This window comes from Erysipelatoclostridium sp. An15, assembly GCF_002160675.1.
GTDB classification, from domain to species: Bacteria; Bacillota_I; Bacilli_A; order Erysipelotrichales; family Coprobacillaceae; genus Thomasclavelia; species Thomasclavelia merdavium.
The window spans coordinates 19,394-43,562 of sequence record NZ_NFLA01000023.1 but is presented as its reverse complement, the minus strand read 5'-3'; the positions used below and the strand labels follow the sequence as shown (position 1 = coordinate 43,562).

Genomic DNA, 24,169 nt, shown 5'->3' with positions numbered 1-24,169 from the left:
CAGGAAGGTCATATCGAACAAAGGATAAGATATCCATGATTGAGGATGATGATCATAACAACCAGAACTGGTGAAAATTAAACTAACACTTTTGGTAAATTTTATATTGACATTAACAATACATACGGGCTGCACATCGGTTTCGCTCCTGCCAGTCATCTTTTCTGGCGGAGATGCACAGCGCAGCGGATATAGCTGTCTTCCGCTGCGACCACCACAAATGTCCCTCGGACTGCCGTTCAACCAGTGTAGGCTTTATCCTCATATGAACTTTGGTCTTGCTGCTCAGTCGTGGCATGACAACTTGCCAACTCACAGCGTTACGGTCGTGCTATTGTCCCCTTTGGGTTTCCCCATCCAGGTTAGCCGTTGACCACAGGCATGAAACCTCACGCCTGCCGCTTGCTAAGCGGATTTACTCTGCCCCTTATGGGCGCACAAATCAAGTGATTATGCAGATGGTCTTTATCGACGTGAGTTGTCAAAACAAACTCATACTTGCCGCCTAATACCGCCCCGGCAAGTTCCATGCCGATTTTGTGCGCTTCTTCCGGTGTGGTTTCTCCCACCGCAAAGGATTGTATCAAGTGCCGCCCTAAATGTGTGCCGCGATCTCCGGCAGCTTCCCGCGTCCATGCAAACTCAATATCGGCGGTTTCCAGCCCGCAGCCGAAAGAGGACGCAAGCAGCTTCCCGTCTGTCTTTTCGGGATTTAAGATATAGTCTATCGCAGCCTTTAAGGTTGATTTAATAGGGTGCGTCTTTGTAACCGCCATATCTCGTCCACCGCCTTTTTAATGTCCTCTATATCCTGCCTGTAAACCGTCCCCGTCGCATTGGCGCGTTTTGCAATTTGGTTGATGTTCCGGCTCACCGCTTGCAGTTCCCGGATATATGCTTTTGTGTCGCTTCGGTCAACGACAAGAATATACCCGTCTATCGCCATTTTACGGAAGTATGCCCCATACTGCTTTATGGGAAGCTGCTTCATCTTCTCGTCGATCAGCCGCTTTTCTTCTTCCGTAACGTAAAACTTCATCTGTATATTTCTCTTTCGGTTTTCCATTTCCGCACCGCCTTTCGGTATAAGGGTTTGGGATTATCCCAACAAGCATTTTCCGCAAACGGGTACTCGTTTGCTGTGCTTGCTATCTACTCCATACCCCCACCGAAAGGCGGTATTTGTTGCGCGTTCCTTTGATTTTGGACGCAAAAAAAGATTGCAGCCGCCATGCGCTGCAATCTCCCGATTTCTCATATTGTGAGGTTAATCCTCTGCTTTTTCGACTTCCGTTATCTCCCTTGCTGTTGCGGTTACAATCCGTATGCCTTTATCGCTCATACCGTCCAGCAGCGCGTCAAGCTGCCGCCGCCCGGTGGATTTCTCCGCATTGCTGTTCGGGAAGAAAAATTGATCTACCGAAATATGATACCGGGTTACAAGGTCATAGAATACCTGTAAACTCGGCTGTTGTCCCTTGTTCTCGATATTCGCAAGGTAGCGCGGGGAAATATATAACTCGTCGCTTACCTTTTTGCGGCTCTCGCCGTATTCATTTCTCGCGGCTTTTATAGCTGCCCCGAAAGCCTTAAAGTCGTACAATGGTACGGGTCTTTTTGCCATTTTCATTCACCCTGTTACATTTTACAGTTCACCTTTCTTTTTGGATATGTCCACACAATTCATATCATTAGGTTAAATACTTCCTGTTGTGTATTGACAGTAGACTGATTTTCTGATAAAATAAAATTTATGTAAAAGGAGGCGGCGTTTATGTTGCATAGCATGCGTATTAGATAAGCATTGAAAAAAAGGATTTTCCCATTTTCAACATGGGCTTTTTTGTGTAAAAAGGACGAGTGAAATATAATGCTTAAAAAATATTGGATAAAATGTCCGATTTGTAACGGAAAGACGAGAGTTCAAGTATTTCATAATACTGTATTAAAAGATTTTCCTCTTTTCTGCCCTAAATGCAAATTGACGCATATCATTGATGTAGAAAAATTAGAGATTGTAATCAAAAATACAGAAAAACAAACTTTTATTATTTAGAAGAAAGGATATAAAAATGAAACGTTTACCTAAATATACGCCTGCGGAAGTACGGAATGATCCATACGGATTTACTTACAAAGAAATGTCGGAAGTTATTGGCGAGAATGAAGCAAAAGCCTTATATGAAGAATTATATAAGCAATTACCACGCAAAAAAAATCTATCAATGTTGGTAAAAAATATTTGCAAAAGCAGTGATACTGAAAAGTATGTTTACGAACTGAAAGACAACAAATACATTGAAACGGTTTTTATCAAGCGGCGAGATGGTGGAACTGTTTGCGTGAGCACACAAGTCGGTTGTCCTGTTGGTTGTATTTTTTGTGAGTCCGGGCGAAATGGCTTTGTTCGTAATCTAACATCGTCAGAAATCGTACAACAGATTATATTGTTGCGTCGAAAAGTAAACCGTATCGTTTTTATGGGTATGGGAGAGCCTTTATTCAATTATGACAACTTGATAAAAGCAATCCATATTCTCCGAGATAGATATGGGCTCAACTTTCCAACCGACGGCATTACCATATCAACAGTTGGTCCGGTCGATCAATTAAAAAAATTGCGCGAGGAACATCTTAAAATTCAGTTGACAATATCTTTACACGCAGCAACACAATCTGCAAGAAATCGTATTATTCCTCACATGCGCATATATGCTATTGAAGATGTTGTTAAGCAAGCCTTATCCTATTCTGAAAGGCATAATCGCAAAATTGTCTTTGCGTATTTGCTTTTACCGGGTATAAATGACCGGCCCTCAGATGTAAGACAACTTGCAAAATGGTTTCGGGGCAAAAAAGTTATGATTAACGTGTTACAATACAACCCAACAAGCAATTCAAGAATTAAAGCACCACAGAAACGGGAAATAGTTGCATTCAAACATCAATTAGAGCAAGCAGGACTTGAAGTTACTATAAGAGTTTCTCATGGCAGAGAGATTAACGCGGCTTGTGGACAGTTAGCTAACACATATAATAAATTCAAAAAAAAATGATTAAAAGTGCCAGACGCATAGACGCAGAGCCGATAACGCATTAGGTCAAAAAACCTATGTGTTATCGGCTTTTTTATTTAATATTGCGCAAAAGCCGCTGTTCCCTATTATAGAATGGATTGCGGGTAGTGTATTAAAGTCGCCCTTTTTTAAGGATACGGCGGTATCGGGGAGGTATCGCCGTGTCCATTTTTATTTACTGTAACCCGCCTAATGCTTTGCGGTCAAAAAAAGCTATGCTCCGCAAGCGGGATATTCCGGCTATGAGTATGAACTGTCAATACATCTAAATACTTCTTACATTTCCTTTGCGCTCGTCCGCGTCTTGCGGACGGGCGCATTTTGCTTTTTTCAACTTTTTTCTGAAAAACGCACTCAAGAGCCATCTCCCGAACGGGTACGGAGCGAAAGGGGCAGAGAGGACAAGCCCTTAACTCCCGTCCTCTACTCCACGCGGGAAGGAGGTGAACTCTATGGAGCTATCTTCTTCCGACAAGGAAAGAATACAACATCAGTACGACGCATTAGCAAAGAAAACTTTGGTTGGCGAAGCGAAAAGCCACCGCCGCACTCTTGCGAAACGCGCAGCACGCGAAGTACCTTTTTCGGATTTGAGCGAAAGCGAACTCGCGCAGCTTTTCACAACGGACGAATACAAAAGCGATTATTTCCGTTTTCAAGTGTCCGGCTTTGATGTACTCGTCAAAAATGAACTGCTTGCCGAAGCCCTTAACGCTTTGCCCGAAAGGAAACGCGACATTATCCTTTTGTCCTACTTCTTGGACATGAGCGACGCGGAAATTGCTGAACTGCTGAATGTTGTACGCACGACGGTTTTCCGGCACAGGAAATCCGCGCTTGCGAAAATCAAACAGTATTTGGAGGGAAAAGCAGATGATGAATACCGTTAGGAAATCTGAAAATCTGTTGCCGTTCCCTGTCATTTCCGCAGCGGCAAACGGCGACACAACCGCCATGTGCGCGATCTTGAAGCATTACGAGGGTTACATAGCGAAACTTTGTACCCGCACGCTGAAAGACGACGCGGGCAATACCTATTCCTATGTGGACGAGGAAATGCGTAACAGGCTGCAAGTGCGCCTTATTACCCGCACCCTTGCTTTTCATGTAGGATAATCTTTTAGCCCATGCGGGGAGCGTGTCCCCTTTCCACGCTTCCCGTTATGGGCTATTTGTCGTTCCGTAACAGCACATCGGAAACGGTGTACTGTTACAGGCCGACAAAGCCTATTGTTCCTTGACAAAGAAAGCGGCCTTTGGTGCGCAGCATAACAGGCAACGGGTACATTCCGTCTGTACCGAGCCGGGCGGCGGGTACGCCATGACCGCTTTTCCCCGTTGGGGAAAAGTCGAGCGAGAACTACCGCGCCGTAAAACAAGTTTAGCAGCTTGTGGGCGACGACATACAAGGCGGCACAATGATACTCCCGCGTTGAACACCCTCAAAGTATTGCGCGGCGCACCCATAAGCATGGGCCGGGGTGAAACTCCCGTGAGGTTGCAGCTAACAACCGCCCGTTTTGCCTTTTGACGAATATAGTTTATCCATACAGGAAAAGGAGGTTTTTCTAATGGATAAAAAACAGACAATTACAACCGAACGCAAAATAGGGAAAATCACCTATCTTGTTCAAGCGTTGCCGAGTGAAAAGGCAACCGATACAATCCATAAAAAGATTGAAAAACTCATTGTAAAGGATTTGCAGAAAAAGCCCGGAAATCCGGGCTTTTTAGCGTCCGAGTAGTGCATTAGGCGGCGGGATATGGTATAATGATAGCAACACATTATACCTGTTTATTCGGCTGTCGGAAAGGAGGACTAATGTTACAGTCGAATAAAATCACCGCCCTTTACTGCCGTTTAAGTCAAGAGGATATGCAGGCCGGAGAAAGCGGAAGCATACAGCACCAAAAAATGATACTTCAACGCTATGCGGACGAACACCATTTTTTGAACACAAAGTTTTTTGTGGACGACGGATTTTCCGGCGTGAGTTTTGAGCGCGAGGGGCTGCAAGCGATGTTGCAGGAAGTGGAAGCCGGACGAGTGGCGACGGTTATTACCAAAGACCTCTCCCGTCTTGGCAGAAACTATCTGAAAACGGGCGAACTCATAGAGATTGTATTTCCCGAAAACGGAGTGCGCTATATCGCGATTAACGACGGAGTTGACACAGCGCGGGAGGATAACGAGTTTACCCCCTTGCGGAACTGGTTTAACGAGTTTTACGCCCGCGATACAAGCAAGAAAATCCGTGCAGTTAAACAGGCACAGGCGCAAAAAGGCGAGCGTGTCAACGGGGAATATCCATACGGCTATATCCCAGACCCGAACAACCGCCACCACCTTATACCCGACCCGGAAACCGCGCCGATTGTCAAACAGGTTTTCGCTATGTTTGTTAGCGGCGTGCGTATGTGCGAAATCCAAAAATGGCTTGCGGAAAACAAAGTCTTGACGATTGGAGCGTTGCGCTATCAGCGCACAGGACAGGCGCGGTATCAGCGGGCAATGATCGCCCCCTATACTTGGCCGGACAAAACGCTCTATGACATATTAGCAAGGCAGGAATATTTAGGGCATACCATAACCGCGAAAACTCACAAGGTATCCTACAAGTCGAAAAAGACCCGGAAGAACGAAGAAGAACAACGCTATTTCTTCCCAAACACCCATGAGCCGCTTGTTGACGAGGAAACCTTTGAACTTGCGCAAAAGCGGATTGCTACCCGCCACCGCCCGACAAAAGCAGCGGAGATTGATATTTTTTCCGGCTTGCTGTTTTGCGCTGGTTGCGGACATAAGATGTATTACCAACAGGGCGTAAATATCGAGCCGCGCAGGTTTTCCTATTCTTGCGGCGCATGGCGCAACAGGGCAAGGACAGGCAGCGAGTGTACCTCTCATTATATCCGCAAAAACGTACTTCTTGATTTAGTGCTGGAAGATATGCGGCGGGTTTTGCAGTATGTTAAGGAACACGAACAGGACTTTATCTGTAAAGCTACCGAGTACGGCGACATGGAAGCGAGAAAGGCATTAGCGCAGCAGCAAAAGGAACTTTCCAAAGCACAGGCGCGTATGACCGAACTTGACACGCTTTTCCGCAAGCTGTACGAGGACAACGCATTAGGCAGACTGACAGATGAACGGTTTGTGTTTCTAACTTCCGGCTACGAGGACGAAAAGAAATCCCTTGCCGCAAGGATAGACGAGTTACAACAGCAGATCGCAACCGTTACCGAGCGAAAAAGGGATATATCAAGGTTTATTCAGATTGTCGGGAAATACAGCGACATACAGGAATTGACCTATGAAAACGTCCATGAGTTTATCGACCGTATTTTGATACATGAATTAGACCGGGAAACCAACACCCGGAAAATCGAAATCCATTACAGCTTTGTCGGACAGGTTGATACCGAGCAGGAGCCGACGCAAGTTGTCAACCATGACCGCCGTAACATGGTAGATGTAAAAAGTATCGCTATCTAACCCCAGCAAAAGTTAGACCTAATATAATTCCTAATATTTGTGTGGTTTCCATTTTTTTAGTTATTGACCAGACAATTCCTACTGGAAGTAATGGGAATATTGCTTCACTAATTAACCATAGAAAATGATCAAAGCTAGCTAAAAATGGATAAATATCTGTTAAGCTTTGAGTGCCATTATTAAAAAAATTAATTTCACTAATAATGTTTCTAAAACCTAAAATTAAACCGCCACAAATTAAAGCCGGAATTAATGGGGCAAAGATTTCACCGAGTATCGCAACTATTCTTTGAACATGGTTTTGTTTAGAATCATTATTTTTTATTGTTTCTTGGTCATTTTTTTCAATATTACTTATTTTAATAAAATCATTATAGAAATTAGCTACTTCATTACCAATAATTACTTGAAATTGTCCAGATTGATTAAATGTCCCCTTAACAGATGGAATAGATTCAATTTTAGAGATATCAGCAACACTTGAATCAATCAAGACAAAACGCATCCTAGTTACACAATGGGTTACAGCACGAATATTTGCTGTTCCACCAATATATTTTAATAATTCTTGAGCGTCATTTTCAAACTTACTCATTTTTCCTCCTAATAAAAATGAATTTCTTTACTAATATTATACATAATTTTAGTAAAGAAAAAAGGTCCTGTAAAATAGGACAATCGTTATTAATGATAGCTTATTTTACAAAGACCGTTTATTTAGCCATTATAGTTATTACCCTAAAAAGAAAGTATTAACTTCAAAATGTGCTTGAGGATGATCACAAGCTGGACATCTTTCAGGTGCTTCTAAACCTTCATAGATGAATCCACAGTTATTACATTTCCATACTACTGGTGCTTCACGTTTGAAAGTAGTACCATTTTCTAAAGCTTCTAATAATTTTAAATATCTAGCTTCATGATGTTTTTCAGCAATTGCAATACTATCTAAAACAGAAGCGATTTCTTCAAATCCTTCTTCACGAGCAGTTTTAGCAAAGCTTGGATACATTTCGCTATATTCTTCGTTTTCACCAGCAGCAGCTGCTTTTAAATTTTCAGCAGTGTTTCCAAGTAATACTGGGAAATTTCCTTCAGTATATACTGTTTCACCAGCTAAATCTTTATTTAAGAATTTCATTAATCTTTTAGCATGTTCTTTCTCTTGATTTGCTGTTTCTAAGAAGATATTTTGAATTTGTACATATCCTTCTTTTTTAGCGATTGAAGCATAGTAAGTGTAACGATTACGAGCTTGGCTTTCTCCTGCAAAAGCATGCATTAAATTATTTGCAGTTTTTGTTCCTTTAAGTGTCATAAGTAAATTTTCCTCCATATCCTAATTTTCTTTTTTTAAACAACATTCACATGTACCGCTGAAAACAATTTCTATTTTTTCAATTCGATGGTTTGTTTGTTGTTTTACAACATTACTAATTTTTTCATCCTGGTAATTAATATCAAAAACTTTTTTACAATTATTGCAGATAAAATGATAATGGTCACTTAAGTCCCCGTCGAAATGGACTATGTTTTGGCCAACATCAAGTTTTCTGATCATTTGGGCATCCGCTAAAAAGTTAAGGTTTCTATATACGGTACCTAAACTTAATTCAGGGTGATCCTTTTTTAAATCACTATAAATTGCTTCAGCAGTTGGGTGGTCATGTCTTGCAATTAAATTGTTGTAGATAAGTTCACGTTGCTTGGAATATCTAGTTTTTGGCATTGTTACCTCCTTTACATAAATAGTAATGGTTACTATTATAATATATTCTTTTGTTGGTTTAGTCAACTGTTTTGCATAAGTTAGAAACTTTAATCAATTTTAAAAAAGATATTAATATTAATGTTTATTTTATTAAATTTATAAATAACCCATTTGAAAAATAGTAATGTCTAAGAAAAGATACTTATTTTGCTCCTTTCGTTCGTTTATATTTTACATAAATAAGCATTATAATACAACTTTATGTATATAATAATGCTTTTAAAAATAAAAACAGATCAAAAACTATATCAAATAGTCTTTAATCCTGCTTTATTTTAATCATTTAATTCTGGGATAAATTTATATAATGCATCAGCAATACCATCTTCATCATTTGAACCAGTGATATATTGACTGATTTCTTTTAATTCATCAACAGCGTTAGCCATTGCAACACCTAAACCAGCATATTTAACCATAGAGGCATCGTTTTGACCATCACCAAAAGCAATCATTTCTTCTTGTTTATAACCCATTGGTTTTAAAACTGCATCTAATGCTTTAGCTTTATCAATTCCTTGAGCAGTAAATTCAAAATAGAAAGGACCAGTAAACATACAGCTTAGAGTATCTTTAAATGGTGCCATCATTTCTTGATAATTAGCTTGTAAATATTCAGGGTCGCTTGTAGTTAAAATTTTATTAATTTCAAAATCAGCGAACTTAGCTAAATCATCTACTTCACATAATTTATATTTACCACCACGTGATTCATATTCAAAAACATTGAATGGTTTACCATTAAAATTGATATAATTGTCATATACATTTGTTACATACATATATTCACCTTTATCAATCATTGGACGAACTCGATCAAATTTTTTCATATGTTCTAAGACTGCTTTACCTTCAGCAACTGATAATGGCTGATTAAACAATGTTTCCATTGTCTGACAATCAACGACCTTACTTCCGTTATAACAAACAAATAAACCATGATAACGATCCATTTCTAGTTCTTTTCCTAAATCAACTAATCCTGAAGTTGGCCGTCCTGAAGCCAAAATCAATTTAATTCCTTTTTCTTCTGCTTTAATTAATGCTTCTTTTGTTTTTGGCGTAACAATTTTTTCACTATTTGTTAAAGTGCCATCAACATCCATAATAATTACTTTATAACTATTTTCCATAATTCCACCTCGCTGTATCCATTATACTAAATTTCACAAATAAAATAATTGCTTTTATCAAAAATGAAAATATAAGTCAATTTTTCTGATATATAATAAAGTAATTTGATAAAATTATATCAAATACTCAAATATAAATAACAAAGTATAAACGAAAAAATACCATGGTATAAACGAGCTAGGAAATATTTTTTAAAACTATAATCGATTTCATCTAATAAATTATCAGTTTGCATCATTACACTTAACCCGCTAAATGATAAATTAAAACAAATCAAACTATAGACTAATGGCGTATGTTCAAACTGTAATAAACCAAGACTGCCGGAGCTAAATTCTAAAATTCCTAAAATAACAGCATTGATAAAGGAATCATTGATAAAGTGACTAATTGCATAACCTATAAATTGAAATACTAACATGTATCCTAAAATAAAAATAAATGCATAACATGATGATAAGATACTTTTTTTTAGGGCATCAACGAAATTTAAATGCGGTTGTTTTATTTTAGCGATTGCTTCTTGTAAACTTAAAAAAGAATAATGTTGACGATAGCATAGGGCTTTTATTATACTAGGTATTAAATGACAGATATAAATAACTAGTGGTATTTCTAAATTTAAAGATACAAAGATAAAAGAAATAGAGGCAAAAGAAGCAATGGATAATAAATGCTGCAGTTCTTGAAGGTTAATGTATTTTAGTTCATAGGCTTCTTTGATCATTTTTACATTGGTTGGATAACCACAAAAAAAAGAAATAAAGTATATTGAAGACATGATTGGTGATAATTTAAATAATGGTTTAAAAAACCATTGAATTATATAACTAAAGAAGTTCAATAAGCCAAGTAAAAGGCATAAGGAAATAAGAATCATAAATGGTAATAATGAAGGTAGTAGATTATTGATAACAATTTTAATTACGTTATTTGATAGTGCGACAATTTGAAACATATTAAAAAAAGAAAATAAAGTAATAAAAGCAACTAAAATCAAAGTAAAATAGTAATTAATTTTTTTCATAAGCTTTCCTTCTTGATTTTGATAATGTAAAATATAGTAGGGTGAAATAATGAAGGCATTAATTGTAGGTGTAAAATATTATAATATGAGCTATGATATCGATAAGTCTTTAGACGAGCTAGTCGAATTATGTAAAGCTTGTAATATCGAGGTAGCTAAAAAAGTTGTTCAAAATTTAGATAAAATTAATCCTTCTTTATATCTTGGAACTGGAAAAGTCCAAGAAATCAAAAATGATTTAGATGATATTGATATAGTTATTTTTGATGAGGAGCTTTCACCACTTCAAGTTAAAAATTTAACGGATATTTTAGATACTGAAGTAACTGATCGAACTGATTTGATTTTAAGGATCTTTGAAGTTCGGGCTCAAAGTAAAGAAGCTAAACTTCAAGTTGAAATTGCGAAAGGACAATATTTATTACCACGACTTGCGGGAATGAAAGAACATTTATATAGTCAACAAGGTGGTTTTGGATTTCGAGGTAGTGGTGAAAAGCAGATTGAATTAGATCGCCGTTTGATTGCTAATCAGATTACACAAGCTAAACGACAATTAGCTAAAATTGTCAAACAGCGTCAAACTCAAAGACGAAAAAGAAAAGATAATGAACTACCAGTAATTGCATTAGTTGGTTATACAAATAGTGGTAAAAGTACATTATTGAATGCTTTTTGTAATAATTCATCAAAACATGTTTTACAGAAAAATATGTTATTTGCAACTTTACAGACTGCTACTAGATATATTGAAATAAATAAATGTCCTTGTTTAATGAGTGATACAGTTGGTTTTATAAATCGTTTACCGCATCAATTGATTGATGCATTTCGTTCAACATTAGAAGAAGTATTAGAAGCTGATTTATTGATCCATGTTGTTGATGCTTCTAATGAAAATTATGACCAATGTATTGAAACTACTAATCAGGTATTAAAGGAATTAGGAATTAAGGATACGCCGATGATTTATGCTTATAATAAAATTGATTTAAATAAATATGGTTTAGTTATTCCTAAGGAGCCATACGTATTTATTTCGGCTAAGGAGCATATTGGATTAGATCAGCTAGAAAAAAACATCAGCGCTATCCTCTTTAAAGATTATGCTATTTATCAATTAAATATTCCATATCAAGATGGTGAAGTATTTAAGTATTTACATCAGCATTGTTTAGTGTTAGAATCTGAGTATTTAGAAAATAGTATTTATATGAAAATATCTGCTCATCCTGGTTTTATTGTTAGATATAAACAGTATTTATTAGAAAATTAAAGGAGGTCTTATCATGGATGATAAAAAACTCTTTCGTCTAGATTTATCAATTGCAGTGGAAGCTTCATCGGCTCAAGAAGCATTTGATATTCTAGTTACTGATGAAACATTGCATCAAATTAGAGAATTGGTAATTAAATCTAAAGATAACATTAAGGAAATGTTCGAAAAAGAAGAAGATAAACCGGCAATAATCAATTAGTTGATTATTGCTTATTTTTTTGCTAGAATTAAAAATATTATTAATGCCAAGGGAGGTTTTAAAGTGAATTTACACGGAAGAAGTTTTTTAACCTTAAAAGATTATAGTAAAGAAGAAATTAGATATTTACTAGACTTAGCTCATCAGCTAAAAAAAGAAAAAAAAGAAGGACGCTTAGGGGATCGTTTAAAAGGAAAAAATATTGTTTTATTGTTTGAAAAAACATCAACTAGAACAAGATGTGCCTTTGAAGTAGCTGGTCATGATGAAGGAGCTAATGTAACATTTTTAAGTAATTCACAAATGGGGAAAAAAGAATCAATTGAAGATACAGCTAAAGTATTAGGAAGAATGTATGATGGAATTGAATTTAGAGGTTTTGAGCAAAGTACTGTTGAAGCTTTAGCTAAACATTCAAAGATTCCAGTATGGAATGGTTTAACTGATGTTGATCATCCAACACAGACATTAGCTGACTTTTTAACAATTGAAGAACATTTAGACAAACCATTAAATGAAGTAAAATTTGTTTTTACCGGTGATATTCGTAATAATGTATGTTATGGATTAATGTATGGTGCTGCTAAAATGGGAATGCATTTTGTGGCATTAGGTCCAAAAGAATTAGAAATGGATCCTGAAGTAGTAGCATATTGTCAAAATGAAGCTAAAAAATCAGGAGGATCTTTTACAGTTAGTGATAATGTCGATGAAGCTGTTAAAGATGCTGATGTTATTTATACAGATATTTGGGTATCAATGGGGGAACCTGAAGAATTATATCCAAAACGAGTTAAAATGTTAACGCCATATAAAGTAACTAGAGAAATGATGGCTAAGACAGGTAATCCTAATACTTTATTTATGCATTGTTTACCATCTTTCCATGATTTTGAAACAACATTAGCTAAAGAAAAATATGAACAAGGTATCGATATTCGTGAAGTTGAAGACGAAGTCTTTAGAAGTGAAAATTCGGTAGTATTTGATGAAGCTGAAAACCGGATGCATACTATTAAAGCAGTTATGGTAGCAACTTTAGGAAAATAAAAGCGGGACATTGAAATGAACCCTGTTATTTGGACATACAAATAATGGAGGTTTATTTCGTTCCGCTTTTTTAGAGGAGTCAATTATTATTTAGAGAAGTCTTCTTTTGTAATCATATCTAATAAACCACGATAATTATACGTTGCATAGATACTAGCTGAAATAGTGCGGACAGGAACTTTATTTTTGACAATATTCATTGCTTTAGGTTCTAAAAATGAAATCTGTGGTGCTAAATATAAGGCATCACAGTCTAAATAACTGCTGTCTAACTGATAGAAACCAATCGGAATGATTTCATAATTTAGATGTTTCAAGGAGATTAATTCAGCAAGTTTAGTTGCAAAGAATGTTGATGATAGACCACCAGAACAACAAAGAACAATTTTTACTGGAAATTGTTTTTGATGTTTTGTTAAGGCTTCATAGAAATCATAAAATAATTTTTGTCCTTGTGAGAGATTTACTAGTTGATAATGGAGATAAAATAACATATTTTCATCTTCATCGACTATTTGTTCTTCAATAATTCCGCTAGTCCAAATGACGATGGCACCTTTAATGTTATGGTAAATGAAATTAATTTTTTTACCACGATCATCAATATCAGTAGTAAAACATTCCATTTTCTGATCATATTTATTTTGATTACCAACTATCCATTGAAAAAACAATTCTAAATTGATATCTGAGTAAAATTCATCAACCATATTAACCCCTCCTTTAAAAATAAGTATAAACAAAAATTAAGAAAAAATGTGATTTTTTCCAAAATAGAAACCGCTTTCATTAAAAACCATAAACTAAAACCAATGACAGTTACTATAATTAGTTGTATAATTTTAAATATCAATTATAGTTAGGTGAGAAAATGTCAAAAAGAATCTATGTAGTAAGTGATATCCATGGATATTATGATTTATTTATTAAATTATTAGAAAAAATTAACTTTAATCAAGATGATTTATTATATATAATCGGTGATATTTGTGATCGTGGGCCAGATACATTAAAACTTATATTTTATATTCAAAAACATGATAATATAATTTTATTAAAAGGAAACCATGAATACATGATGCAAGAAGCTTTGTATTATGGTATTTATTATAATGATTTCGATTATCCTAGTAAAGCTTTAAAAATATGGATGGCAAATGGCGGTAATACGACGATGCAAAGTATTCGCAGCTATTTACAAAAAGATAAGTTAACCCACGATGATTATCGAGTAGTTAGAGATGCTTTTTTAAAACAGCTTTATGAATATTTAGTCAATTTACCAAATTATTTAGAAATAACGGTAAATAAAAAAAGATTTATTTTAGTACATGCCGGAATTAATCCACGTTATCCTCTAGAAAAACAACGGGTTCAAGATTTATTATGGATTAGAAATGATTTCTATTATGCTCGTGGTGATTTAACTAAAGTATATATTTTTGGTCATACACCGACAGTTTTATTAAATGAAGATCGTAGTTTTAATATCTGGTTTGATACAGTTAATCAAAATAAAATCGGAATTGATGGTGGATTGGCTTGTGGCAGTATTTATGGCCAGTTAAATTGTTTATGTTTAAATGATGGTAAAATTACAGTTATTAAAAAGGAGGGAGCGAATGATGAGGGGAGCTTTTTATAATTTAATTAATTTTATAAATACAACTAATGTAAATGATGTTTATGCTAATGCAGCTAGAAAGATCTTACAAAATATTTATTTAATACCTGAATGTACAATTACAGATGTTGCGGATTTATGTTTTGTTTCAACTGCTACGATATCCAGGTTATGTCGAAAGTTGAATTATGAGTCTTTTGCAGATTTTAAAATGGATGTTACGATGAATTTAAATTATTTTAATCGTGATACTTTAAGATTACAATTTGATCATCAGTTACCAAAAAGGGAATATTTACATAAAGGGAAAGAAGTTTTTAAAGCTCATTTTGATAATATTTTAGATAATCTACAAAAAACATATGATAGTGTTTCATATGATGACTTAGATTTTATTGTTGATAAAATTCATGAAGCTAATAATGTGTGTTTCGCTGGTAATTTTTTTACCCAATCAGTATCAATGCAGCTGCAAATTGAATTATCATATTTAGGAAAAGAATGTAGCGGAATGTATCCATTAGAACAGCAGGTTGTAATAATTGAAAGCTTAGATGAAAACGATGTTATTATTGTTTCTAGTATTGCCGGAGGATTTATGATTGATCATCCGGATGTTATGAGAGTTATTTCTAAAAGTCCAGCTTATAAAATTGTTATTTCACAATTAGATGATTTTGTTTATAGTGATAAAGTAGATATGATCTTAAAAGTAGGCACTGATCATCATTCATTGATTGGGAAGTTTTCAATAACTTATATTTTTGAAGTATTGGAAGCATTATATCATTTAAAATATGGAACTGAAGCAAAAGGAAAGTAAACTAAAATACAGCATTAATACATACCTTGTCAAGTAGATAAGATATGTATTACATGCTGTATTTTTTATAATAAAGAATAAGACCACATAGCTTTGATTTGCCATGATAATCGTTCATAACTCCATTGTCGCTGGCTGTTTTCACGACTATTTGGATCATTGACGATAAAATTATTATCTTTAACTTTAGTAATAACGATAAAATGACCAGTATCGGTAAAATCTCCAGGACGAACACTACAAATAATTGGGTGTCCCTGATTAAGTTCGTTGATCATAGCAGCTTTATTTAAAGTAACTGGAGTTGCTTTTAAACCAAAATCACGACAACCTTCCTGCATTAAAGACCATGATGTCTTACTGCCTTCAAGATAATTATTATTTTGTGCATAGTTAGCAATATAACGGGGATTATATTCGATGTTGCCAGTCAAACCAACACTAACCATAGCTAGACAAGTAGGTCCACATCCGGCAGTACCGATTATTTCATCACCATATTTGTTAAAAGCCCAGCGTGAATCCCATTGGATATATAAAGGAATTCCATCAGGACTTGCCAATTCAATAGGTTCATTATTTTGTTTAGTAGTATAATTATCTTTTAATTCGCTAGCTTGTGGATTTTTAGCGACAAAATCTATTATGTATTGGGGACAATCAGTTGTTTGGGTTATATCATTATCATTTTGATAAAGTAGTGGTGGGATTATTTGAAGAAATAAATAGCCAATCAATAATATAGCGATAAACCCAATAAACGCTGGAATTTTTTTGATCATAGATTCATTGAGAAATATTTTGTGATAATTGAATAAATGATGATTGTCCCCAAAGCTAAAATAATTAGTAAGATATTTTTATAATTTGTTTTCTCTGTCATAATAAAGCTCCTTTACATCATGATAAAACGTGGATAATACGTGTAAACAGATAAGATACTCATTGTAGTAAAACTAGATAAAAATAAAGTTGTAACTAAATTAGAACTTTTTAATTTTTTAATTACTATATAAATCAAGATACCGAAGATACAGCCAATAGCATTTAAAATAATATCATTGATATCAAAAATACCCCATCTAGTTGCTAACTGGATTAGTTCAAACGATAAACTAGTACATGTTCCAATAAAAATAATATGCCCATTACTTAAAAAACTAAAATAATATTTTAGAATAATACTTAAAGGGATAAATAGAACAATGTTACCTAAAACATTAACAATTAAATTAAATGTCAATCCTAAATGCTGGTATTCACGAAGAAAAGAAAATAATTGTAAATTAATATTATTATGATAAATAGCTCCGTTTTTTAAAATTATAATTTTTATCAATAAAGCTAGATAAAGGATTGAACATAGAAATATAAGTATTTGATATAGTTTATTCTTTTTATTTTCCAAATTATTCCCTCCTAACAAAAAAACTATTCGACATGATTATAATATCAAAGTCGAATAGTTAATGTTTTTTTATTCTCTAAAGAAATTCTTACAAAAATCATACAGTGGGCAATTTGATAGTAAAAGTAATTCTACCATCATCAATAGCAGCGCTTATAGTACCATGATGTAATTCAACAATTTTTTTTGTTATTGCTAAACCTAGTCCAGAACCACCAGTTTTACTATTACGAGACTCATCAAGCCGTACAAATGGTTCGAAAATGTGGTCAATGTTATAGGTTTTATTTTTATCAATTGCATTGGAAACAGTGATGATGATATCATCATTTTCCTGTCTAGCACCGATTATAATATCAGAATTTTCAATGCTATAATTTATGGCATTTCGAATTAGATTATCAAAAACTCGTTCAAATTGATTAATATCAATTTGGACTTTTAAATTTTCAGTAATTTGAGTAAGGCAATTCAAATTTTTTTCTTGATATAAAGGCATAAATTCATATGAAATCTGTGCTAACATAATTGATAAATTAACGGTTTCTGTTTCAATTACCGTATCACTAAGATTATATTTAGCGATTGAAAAGAATTCTTCAATTAATTCTTCTAAGCGAATTGCTTTATCATAAGCAATTTTAGTATAATCAGCTCGTTCTTTAGCTGATAACTCTGGTTGATTAACTAATAAGTTAAGATAACCAATGATTGATGTTAGTGGTGTTTTTAAATCATGGGCTAAATATAATAACAAATCATTTTTTTGTTGTTCAGCTTGTTTAATAGCGTGTTTGTTTTGTAATGATTCGCGCTTGATTTGATTCATTTGATCTTCAATTTCTTTTAATTCATATGGTAGTTTGATCATAGTATCATTATCAGCAACTAATATTTTACCAGCTTCAAGCATTTTTTCGATATATTGCATTGATTCACGATAACGAAATGAAAAGATAATGATTGCATTAACAGCAATCATAGTAATAAAAATAGTGACTAAATTATCTTTAATTACTTGTGCTAATTGATAGACTAAATCATATTCCTGCCAAATATATAAGTGATATACTTCATAAGAATATAATAATAAAATAATAAAAGCGATGGATGTAATACTTACAGTAATAGCTATTTTTTTGATTAGACTAGCAGTTAAACTTTGTTTAAAATGAGAATTATTCAATTGTGTATCCAACACCCCATACAGTTTTTACAAACTTTGGTTTACGAGCATTCTCGTGCATTTTTTCGCGTAGTCTTGCAACATGGGCCATTACAGTATTATTGTTATCTAAATATTTCTCTTGCCAAACAGCTTCAAATAACTCTTCAGAACTTACTACAGTGCCACGTTTTGAACATAAATACCATAAAATGGAAAATTCAATTGGTGTTAAATTTAACGGTTGATCATAAAGGGTACATTTATGAGTATCATTATTGATCATTAACCCATTAAAATCATATACTTGCTGATTAGTAGATATATCATTTGTATTATAGCGCGTATAACGACGAATTTGAGTTTTGATACGGGCAACTAATTCTAATGGATTAAATGGTTTAGTTAGATAATCATCAGCACCTAATGTTAAACCGTTGATTTTATCCATATCATTACTCTTAGCCGTTAACATAATAACTGGGAAAAAATATTTTTGTCGTATTTCTTTTAATAAACTAAACCCATCTAAATCAGGCATCATCACATCAAGAATAGCTAAATCATAGTGATTTTTATCTAAACTATCTAATGCCTTTTTACCATGATAATATTTATACACCTGATAACCTTCGTTTTGTAAATATAATTCAATTAAGTCAGCAATAGACTGTTCATCATCAACAACTAAAATATTATAAGCCATAATACCACCTCGATTTCATCTTAGCTTAATTTACTAAAAAATACAAATAATTAAAAAATATTTAAGAAAATTGTAAGAAATAAAAAAATAACATGAAAAACTATTGACGATATAGTTACTATATAGTGTTAAATATGGTTAAAGGAGATGAATATTATGAAAGCACATGATGTAGAATTAATGGTAGGAATTCCTAAACAGACTTTATTGTATTATGAAAAAGAGGGATTGATTACAGTAGCAAGGGATGATAATAATTATCGTAATTATAGTCAAAATAATATTGAAATTTTAAAGTTAATTAAGCTGTTACGAGAAAGGAGATATCAATTGATGAAATAAAGTTAATATTGGATAATAAACTTTCAATTAGAGAGGCTTTAGAAAAGAAAAAATAATTTATTGAACATAATAAAATAGAATTAGATAATATTGATCAAAAGATCAATGATTATATAAAAAGAAATCGGGTTAAAGTTAGTTTTAATAATCAATCAATTACTAATTGGGTTGATAAAGAAACATTATTTTGTAATCAACGTAGTATCGATTAAAACGGTATAAAGATCATGATTGATGAAATAAAAGAAATTGATTTATCAATGTGTAGTGAATTAAGACCGTTAGATATTATTCGGGTTTATTTAAATTATTATGTTGATATTGATATTCGTACTAGTTATGATACCTATTCATTTCAAATATTGAATAATGATAGTATAGTTATGTTATTCAAATATTTTAAAAAGAATAATTTAAAAATAAATGATCCATTAGATTTAGTAACTCTTTATCAAAATAAAGATGCAGTAGCGTTAAATAAGTATTTAGATATTCATTTTAAAAAGTGGGCTAAAAAATATCATTTAGATAATCCAAGAAATACCGATTCTCTTTTTTCTAGGTTTAAAAAAGATGATGAAAATTAATGTATTTAATTTTTTATAACGTTGATGTCATCAAAATCGCCGTTTATGCCTAAGTCATTTTCTTTAGTTTTTTAATGAATATAATGAAGGTGTAAGGAGGGATTTAGGATGAAAGAAAAAGTTATTATTGGTGAAAGGATTGGAATCAAAACTATTTTAGCGGGATATGTAGAATGGAGCATATTTGGCTTGATGGGGGCTGTTGGATTTTATAATTTGGTTGGACGTTATTTTATTAGTGATTCTAGAGTTAATTTGTTAGTATCATTGATTATTTTTATAGTAGTTGTGTTATTAGCAACCCCACTTTTTGGAGCAAATGAGTATTTAGAGTTTTCTAATGAAGAGGTATGTCATTATCGAGCTGGTAGTTATTTACAAAAGTGGTATCGAGCTATTATGATAATAATGAAAAAACCTGATTTGTGTAATTTGGAAATAAAAACTAGTGAAATTTATAGTGTACAATTATCTTATGTACGTTTTACGATGCTTTATGGACAAGCTGGTTATCAGTTAAAAATGACATTTTTATTAAAAGATGGTAGTTTGTTTTCTGTTTTACCAGCAGGTATTGATGATATGAAAAAAGGAAGATTTGAACAGGCATTTTCATTATTAGAGGAAAATGGGGTAATAATTGTTGATAAATTTAATTTAAGAAGTGTTTTAAATGATAAAAACAGTTTCTATTTGCATATTAAAGAAATTGAGGATTTGAAAAAGTGTTAAAGGTATTGTTAGTTTGTCAAAAGGAAAGTAATGAAATGTTGAAATCATTACTTAAAAATAGTTTAGAAACTGTTGAGTTTATCGATGAAGAAATGGTAGATAATAATTGTATTATAATAAAAGAAATAGATGATAATATTGATGGAATTTCTAATTTAGTTAATTATCAGGGGCTTGTTTTTATGGTTAGTGATGGTAAGTATATGTTTGAATTATTAGAGTATAAACCGCTAGCATTTATTCGTAAGGATCATTTGCAAGAAGATATTGATTTTATTAGAGGTCAGTTAGAATATTTTAAGCAAGGATTAGAGTCCTATATTGATTTTAAATCAAGCTATCAAACGGTAAGAATGAAAATTGATAATATTGTATATATTGAATCTTTTGCTCATTATTTAATTATTCATAGTAAAAGTGCTAATGTGCGAGTAAGAGAAAAGCTCTCTACAACGTTAGATAAGTTAAAACCATATGGTTTTATTCAGGTTCATAAGTCATATTTAGTTAATAAGCATTATTTAAAACAAAAAAATAATCGTGAATTGAAATTAGAAAATGGGATAACTATTCCTGTTGGAAAGAAATTTCAACAAGTAATTAAAGATCTTTAGTACTAACAAAATGTTAGTACTTTTTTAATATTAAAGTTTCAATCTTTATACATTCTTAATATCTTGCGTGCTAAGATATGGTTCGTTGAATAAGTGGTGGAGTCTGTCATAAAGCGATTGCTTTATTTATTCAATGTAAGATTACTTAAATAACGGTATTTAAAGTTAAAAGAATTCAGGTAAATTACTATTAGTATATGTTAAATCTTTTATCTTTGACAGACCTTGAAAGGGGGAAGAATTTTATTTAGTGGTAATTTAAGTTAGAAATTTTTAAATATTTATTTAGTTATTATAGTAATTAGGAGAGTTTTATATGGTTTTAAATAAAAAAGACGAATTAGTTGAAAGCCAAATTATTTACATGACACCGGTCGAAGCATACAAGTCAATGGAAACTAGTATGGAAGGATTGTCAGATATTCAAGTAAGTCAACGATTAGAAAAATATGGTAAAAATGTAATCACCAAGAAAAAGCAGGATTCATTATTTAAAAAGTTTATATCGAACTTTACAAGTTTGATGGCACTGCTTTTATGGTGTGGTGGAATCATTGCAATTATATCTGGTAGTGTTGAACTTGGGATATCTATTTTCTGTGTCAATTTAATAAACGGCTTTTTTTCATTTTTCCAAGAATTTAAAGCAGAAAAGGCTACTGGTGCTTTGCAAAAAATGATGCCTTCATATGCAAGGGTAGTTAGAAATAATCAAGAGGTAAAAATATTAGCGGAGGATATTGTCCCTGGCGATATTATGATTTTAGAAGAAGGGGATCGGATTAGTGGTGACGCTAGAATTTTACGTTGTAGTGATTTTAAAGTTGACCAATCAACTTTAACCGGTGAAAGTAATCCGATTCGAAAAAATTATGAAGCTTTAAAAGAAGAAACTAGTTATCTTGAAGCTGCAAATATGATTTTTACAGGAACGACTGTTTCTTCAGGAACTTGTCATTGTGTTGTAGTTAAAACTGGTATGGCAACTGAATTTGGTAAGATTGCCGATTTAACACAAAATACTAAAAAGACATTATCCCCATTACAAAAAGAACTTAATATTTTAACTAAACAGATTGCTGCAATTGCTTTAAGTGTTGGGATTGCATTTATGTTGATTGCTGTTTTCATTATCCAAGATCCAATCATGGAATCATTTATTTTTGCTTTAGGAATGATCGTAGCTTTTATTCCTGAGGGTCTTTTACCAGCGGTAACTTTATCACTAGCACTTTCAGTTCAAAGAATGGCTAAAGAAAATGCTTTAGTTAAAAAATTATCAGCAGTAGAAACTTTAGGTTGTACCAATGTGATTTGTTCAGATAAGACCGGTACTTTAACTCAAAATGAAATGACGGTTAATCATTTATGGACGTTTGAAAGCAAATTAGATGTTAGTGGTGAAGGATATAGTAGTGAAGGTAATATTCATGATGGTGATAATATCATCACAGTTAATAAAAGTAACACTTTAAGATTATTATTAAGTGGAGCTGCATTATGTTCAAATGCTAAGTTGGTACCACCAAGTAAAAACAGTGCTAATGCTCGTTATACTGTTTTAGGTGATCCTACAGAAGCATGTTTGGGTGTTGTCGCTAAAAAAGGTGGCATTGACTATAAAAAGTTAAATCAAGAGTATCCTCGAATTTTAGAGTTGCCATTTGAGTCAAATCGTAAGAGAATGACAACAATTCATCAATTAAAGGAACCATTTGAAGGAAGTAACCGGATTGCTTTTATTAAAGGGTCTCCAAAAGAAGTGATGGAACTTTGTAATAAATATTATAGTGGTGGTAAAGCTAATCAAATAAGTGAAGATGATCGTCAAAAAATTATGGCAGCTAATGATTCATACGCTAAACAAGGTTTAAGGGTATTAGCGGTTGCCTATCGATCTTTATCACACAACGATCCAAGTTTGCCAAGTGCAATTAGGGAATATACCCCAGAAAATATTGAACGTGATTTAACATTTCTTGGTTTAGTTGCGATGCAAGATCCACCTCGCAAAGAGGTTAAAGAAGCAGTTGCTTTATGCCGTAGCGCTGGAATCAAGATTATTATGATAACTGGTGACTATGGATTAACAGCAGAAAGTATTGCTCGTAAAATTGGGATTATTCAAAGTGAAGACGCTAAAATTATTTCTGGTGTTGAACTTGCAAAAATGGATGATGACCAGTTAAAAGAAGTATTAAAAGGTGAAGTTGTATTTGCACGTATGGCTCCAGATCAAAAATATCGAATTGTTTGTGCCTTACAGGAATTAGGAAATATTGTTGCGGTAACTGGTGATGGAGTTAACGATTCACCAGCATTAAAGAAAGCTGATATTGGTGTTGCAATGGGTATTTCTGGTACAGATGTAGCTAAAGAAGCAGCTGATATGATTTTAACAGATGATAACTTTGCTTCAATTGTTAGTGCTATTAAAGAAGGACGGACGGTATATAATAATATTAGAAAATTCTTACGTTATATTTTCGATAGTAATACGCCAGAAGCTGCTGCTCCTGCGTTATATCTATTTTCTGGTGGTTTAGTTCCTTTACCATTAACGATCATGCAGATTTTAACGATTGATATTGGTACTGACATGGTTCCTGCTTTAGGACTAGGTGCAGAGCATGGTGAAGATAATATCATGAATCAGCCACCACGTTCATTAGATGAGCGGTTATTAAATAAATCAGTAATTATTAGAGGATTTCTTTGGTATGGATTATTGCTTACTGTATTTGCTTTAGGTGGTTATTTCTTAGTCAATTACTTATATGGCTGGCCAAATGTTTCATTGGCTCCTGAAGGAACTTTTGTTTATCAAAAAGCAACGACAATGATGTTAGCAGGTGTTGTTTTTGGACAAATTGCAATGGCTTTAAACAATCGTACTGAAACAGAGTCAGTTTTAAAGCGGGGTATTTTTTCTAACCATTATATAAATCTTGGTTTTGTAGTTGAAATAGTAATTTTACTATTAATTGTTTATGTGCCTTTTTTTAATGGTGTTTTTGGTACAGCACCACTAGGAATTTATGAATGGTTATATTTAATCCCAATTCCATTTATTCTATTTGGAATTGAAGAATTAAGAAAGAAAATTGTGAGAAAAAGAAAAAAATAAAGGAGAAG

The 24,169-nt window shown here is 33.3% G+C and carries 28 protein-coding genes and 1 pseudogene; 16 read left to right on the top strand and 13 right to left on the bottom strand.

All coding sequences use genetic code 11. From position 1 onward, the window contains the following. Nucleotides 1-440: 440 nt before the first annotated feature. From B5E92_RS08690 to B5E92_RS08680, 3 genes and pseudogenes are all read right to left on the bottom strand, one after another. Nucleotides 441-776: pseudogene (locus B5E92_RS08690) on the bottom strand (relaxase/mobilization nuclease domain-containing protein); the annotation flags it as partial. After that, nucleotides 737-1,066, bottom strand: coding sequence for a plasmid mobilization protein (locus B5E92_RS08685; protein WP_002584958.1), 330 nt, complete (start codon nt 1,064-1,066; stop codon nt 737-739). The pseudogene B5E92_RS08690 and the gene B5E92_RS08685, both read right to left, overlap by 40 nt. A 201-nt stretch (nt 1,067-1,267) precedes the next feature. Continuing rightward, nucleotides 1,268-1,624 carry a helix-turn-helix transcriptional regulator gene (locus tag B5E92_RS08680; protein ID WP_002584957.1) on the bottom strand — a complete coding sequence of 119 codons (357 nt, stop codon included), beginning with the start codon at nt 1,622-1,624 and terminating at the stop codon, nt 1,268-1,270. A 246-nt stretch (nt 1,625-1,870) separates the two neighbouring features. On the opposite strand from B5E92_RS08680, the gene B5E92_RS08675 reads away from it, so the two are divergent. The 6 genes from B5E92_RS08675 to B5E92_RS08640 all read left to right on the top strand — a co-directional run bounded on the left by B5E92_RS08675 (nt 1,871) and on the right by B5E92_RS08640 (nt 6,573). Next, a complete protein-coding gene (locus B5E92_RS08675) occupies nt 1,871-2,056 on the top strand; it encodes a cysteine-rich KTR domain-containing protein (protein ID WP_003431289.1) in 186 nt (61 codons plus the stop codon). 16 nt (nt 2,057-2,072) lie between these two features. Then, the gene (gene rlmN, locus B5E92_RS08670) at nt 2,073-3,056 is read left to right on the top strand and encodes a 23S rRNA (adenine(2503)-C(2))-methyltransferase RlmN (RefSeq protein WP_052802844.1); all 984 of its coding nucleotides are present in this window, start codon (nt 2,073-2,075) and stop codon (nt 3,054-3,056) included. A gap of 473 nt (nt 3,057-3,529) precedes the next feature. Then, nucleotides 3,530-3,967 carry a sigma-70 family RNA polymerase sigma factor gene (locus B5E92_RS08665; protein ID WP_003502131.1) on the top strand — a complete coding sequence of 146 codons (438 nt, stop codon included), beginning with the start codon at nt 3,530-3,532 and terminating at the stop codon, nt 3,965-3,967. Next, nucleotides 3,951-4,193 carry a helix-turn-helix domain-containing protein gene (locus B5E92_RS08660; protein ID WP_002604473.1) on the top strand — a complete coding sequence of 81 codons (243 nt, stop codon included), beginning with the start codon at nt 3,951-3,953 and terminating at the stop codon, nt 4,191-4,193. The genes B5E92_RS08665 and B5E92_RS08660 overlap by 17 nt, the downstream gene beginning before the upstream one ends. Before the next feature lie 455 nt (nt 4,194-4,648). Next, complete coding sequence (locus B5E92_RS08645; RefSeq protein ID WP_002604472.1) at nt 4,649-4,822, top strand: transposon-encoded TnpW family protein; 174 nt, start codon at nt 4,649-4,651, stop codon at nt 4,820-4,822. 77 nt (nt 4,823-4,899) lie between these two features. Further along, nucleotides 4,900-6,573 (top strand): recombinase family protein, encoded by a 1,674-nt coding sequence (locus B5E92_RS08640; protein WP_069989194.1) that lies wholly within the window; start codon nt 4,900-4,902, stop codon nt 6,571-6,573. On the opposite strand, the gene B5E92_RS08635 is transcribed toward B5E92_RS08640, so the two are convergent. The 5 genes from B5E92_RS08635 to B5E92_RS08615 form a co-directional block, all read right to left on the bottom strand. Beyond that, nucleotides 6,566-7,168: a PTS transporter subunit EIIB gene (locus B5E92_RS08635; protein WP_087301321.1), complete on the bottom strand. Its 603-nt coding sequence runs from the start codon at nt 7,166-7,168 to the stop codon at nt 6,566-6,568. The genes B5E92_RS08640 and B5E92_RS08635 overlap by 8 nt on opposite strands. Nucleotides 7,169-7,306: 138 nt before the next feature. After that, nucleotides 7,307-7,891: a rubrerythrin gene (rbr, locus tag B5E92_RS08630; RefSeq protein WP_087301319.1), complete on the bottom strand. Its 585-nt coding sequence runs from the start codon at nt 7,889-7,891 to the stop codon at nt 7,307-7,309. 21 nt (nt 7,892-7,912) lie between these two features. Then, the gene (locus tag B5E92_RS08625; RefSeq protein WP_087301317.1) at nt 7,913-8,302 is read right to left on the bottom strand and encodes a transcriptional repressor; all 390 of its coding nucleotides are present in this window, start codon (nt 8,300-8,302) and stop codon (nt 7,913-7,915) included. 317 nt (nt 8,303-8,619) lie between these two features. Further along, complete coding sequence (locus tag B5E92_RS08620) at nt 8,620-9,477, bottom strand: Cof-type HAD-IIB family hydrolase (RefSeq protein WP_087301315.1); 858 nt, start codon at nt 9,475-9,477, stop codon at nt 8,620-8,622. A gap of 119 nt (nt 9,478-9,596) precedes the next feature. Continuing rightward, entirely contained in the window at nt 9,597-10,505 is a 909-nt protein-coding gene (locus tag B5E92_RS08615; RefSeq protein WP_087301313.1) for a nucleoside recognition domain-containing protein, read from the bottom strand. A 49-nt stretch (nt 10,506-10,554) separates the two neighbouring features. On the opposite strand from B5E92_RS08615, the gene hflX reads away from it, so the two are divergent. From hflX to argF, 3 genes are all read left to right on the top strand, one after another. Beyond that, the gene (gene hflX, locus B5E92_RS08610; RefSeq protein ID WP_204245251.1) at nt 10,555-11,781 is read left to right on the top strand and encodes a GTPase HflX; all 1,227 of its coding nucleotides are present in this window, start codon (nt 10,555-10,557) and stop codon (nt 11,779-11,781) included. 13 nt (nt 11,782-11,794) lie between these two features. Then, entirely contained in the window at nt 11,795-11,983 is a 189-nt protein-coding gene (locus B5E92_RS08605; protein ID WP_087301309.1) for a hypothetical protein, read from the top strand. 63 nt (nt 11,984-12,046) lie between these two features. Further along, a complete protein-coding gene (gene argF, locus B5E92_RS08600) occupies nt 12,047-13,033 on the top strand; it encodes an ornithine carbamoyltransferase (RefSeq protein ID WP_087301307.1) in 987 nt (328 codons plus the stop codon). Between the two features lie 86 nt (nt 13,034-13,119). Here the strand turns inward: argF and B5E92_RS08595 are convergent, their stop codons facing one another. Beyond that, nucleotides 13,120-13,743 carry a hypothetical protein gene (locus B5E92_RS08595; protein ID WP_087301305.1) on the bottom strand — a complete coding sequence of 208 codons (624 nt, stop codon included), beginning with the start codon at nt 13,741-13,743 and terminating at the stop codon, nt 13,120-13,122. A gap of 161 nt (nt 13,744-13,904) precedes the next feature. Between B5E92_RS08595 and B5E92_RS08590 the strand changes: the two genes are divergently transcribed. Next, the gene (locus B5E92_RS08590) at nt 13,905-14,678 is read left to right on the top strand and encodes a metallophosphoesterase (RefSeq protein ID WP_087301303.1); all 774 of its coding nucleotides are present in this window, start codon (nt 13,905-13,907) and stop codon (nt 14,676-14,678) included. Beyond that, nucleotides 14,656-15,480, top strand: coding sequence for a MurR/RpiR family transcriptional regulator (locus B5E92_RS08585; RefSeq protein ID WP_239404202.1), 825 nt, complete (start codon nt 14,656-14,658; stop codon nt 15,478-15,480). The genes B5E92_RS08590 and B5E92_RS08585 overlap by 23 nt, the downstream gene beginning before the upstream one ends. Nucleotides 15,481-15,545: 65 nt before the next feature. Here the strand turns inward: B5E92_RS08585 and B5E92_RS08580 are convergent, their stop codons facing one another. The 4 genes from B5E92_RS08580 to vanR form a co-directional block, all read right to left on the bottom strand. Further along, complete coding sequence (locus tag B5E92_RS08580) at nt 15,546-16,262, bottom strand: C39 family peptidase (RefSeq protein ID WP_087301301.1); 717 nt, start codon at nt 16,260-16,262, stop codon at nt 15,546-15,548. 113 nt (nt 16,263-16,375) lie between these two features. Continuing rightward, on the bottom strand, nt 16,376-16,888 hold the full coding sequence (locus tag B5E92_RS08575) for a VanZ family protein (RefSeq protein WP_087301299.1): 513 nt from the start codon (nt 16,886-16,888) through the stop codon (nt 16,376-16,378). Between the two features lie 97 nt (nt 16,889-16,985). Then, nucleotides 16,986-18,086 carry a cell wall metabolism sensor histidine kinase WalK gene (locus B5E92_RS08570; RefSeq protein WP_239406433.1) on the bottom strand — a complete coding sequence of 367 codons (1,101 nt, stop codon included), beginning with the start codon at nt 18,084-18,086 and terminating at the stop codon, nt 16,986-16,988. After that, nucleotides 18,067-18,759 carry a VanR-ABDEGLN family response regulator transcription factor gene (gene vanR, locus B5E92_RS08565; protein ID WP_087301295.1) on the bottom strand — a complete coding sequence of 231 codons (693 nt, stop codon included), beginning with the start codon at nt 18,757-18,759 and terminating at the stop codon, nt 18,067-18,069. The genes B5E92_RS08570 and vanR overlap by 20 nt, the downstream gene beginning before the upstream one ends. Before the next feature lie 156 nt (nt 18,760-18,915). Between vanR and B5E92_RS08560 the strand changes: the two genes are divergently transcribed. The 5 genes from B5E92_RS08560 (at nt 18,916) to B5E92_RS08540 (ending at nt 24,161) form a co-directional block, all read left to right on the top strand. After that, nucleotides 18,916-19,101 carry a MerR family transcriptional regulator gene (locus B5E92_RS08560; protein ID WP_087301293.1) on the top strand — a complete coding sequence of 62 codons (186 nt, stop codon included), beginning with the start codon at nt 18,916-18,918 and terminating at the stop codon, nt 19,099-19,101. 227 nt (nt 19,102-19,328) lie between these two features. Continuing rightward, nucleotides 19,329-19,688, top strand: a complete 360-nt coding sequence (locus B5E92_RS08555; protein ID WP_239406432.1) for a hypothetical protein — start codon at nt 19,329-19,331, stop codon at nt 19,686-19,688. Between the two features lie 108 nt (nt 19,689-19,796). Further along, nucleotides 19,797-20,420 (top strand): hypothetical protein, encoded by a 624-nt coding sequence (locus tag B5E92_RS08550; protein WP_087301291.1) that lies wholly within the window; start codon nt 19,797-19,799, stop codon nt 20,418-20,420. Then, on the top strand, nt 20,414-21,034 hold the full coding sequence (locus B5E92_RS08545; protein WP_087301290.1) for a LytTR family DNA-binding domain-containing protein: 621 nt from the start codon (nt 20,414-20,416) through the stop codon (nt 21,032-21,034). The genes B5E92_RS08550 and B5E92_RS08545 overlap by 7 nt, the downstream gene beginning before the upstream one ends. A gap of 316 nt (nt 21,035-21,350) precedes the next feature. Then, entirely contained in the window at nt 21,351-24,161 is a 2,811-nt protein-coding gene (locus B5E92_RS08540; protein WP_087301288.1) for a cation-transporting P-type ATPase, read from the top strand. The last annotated feature ends 8 nt before the right edge of the window (nt 24,162-24,169 follow it).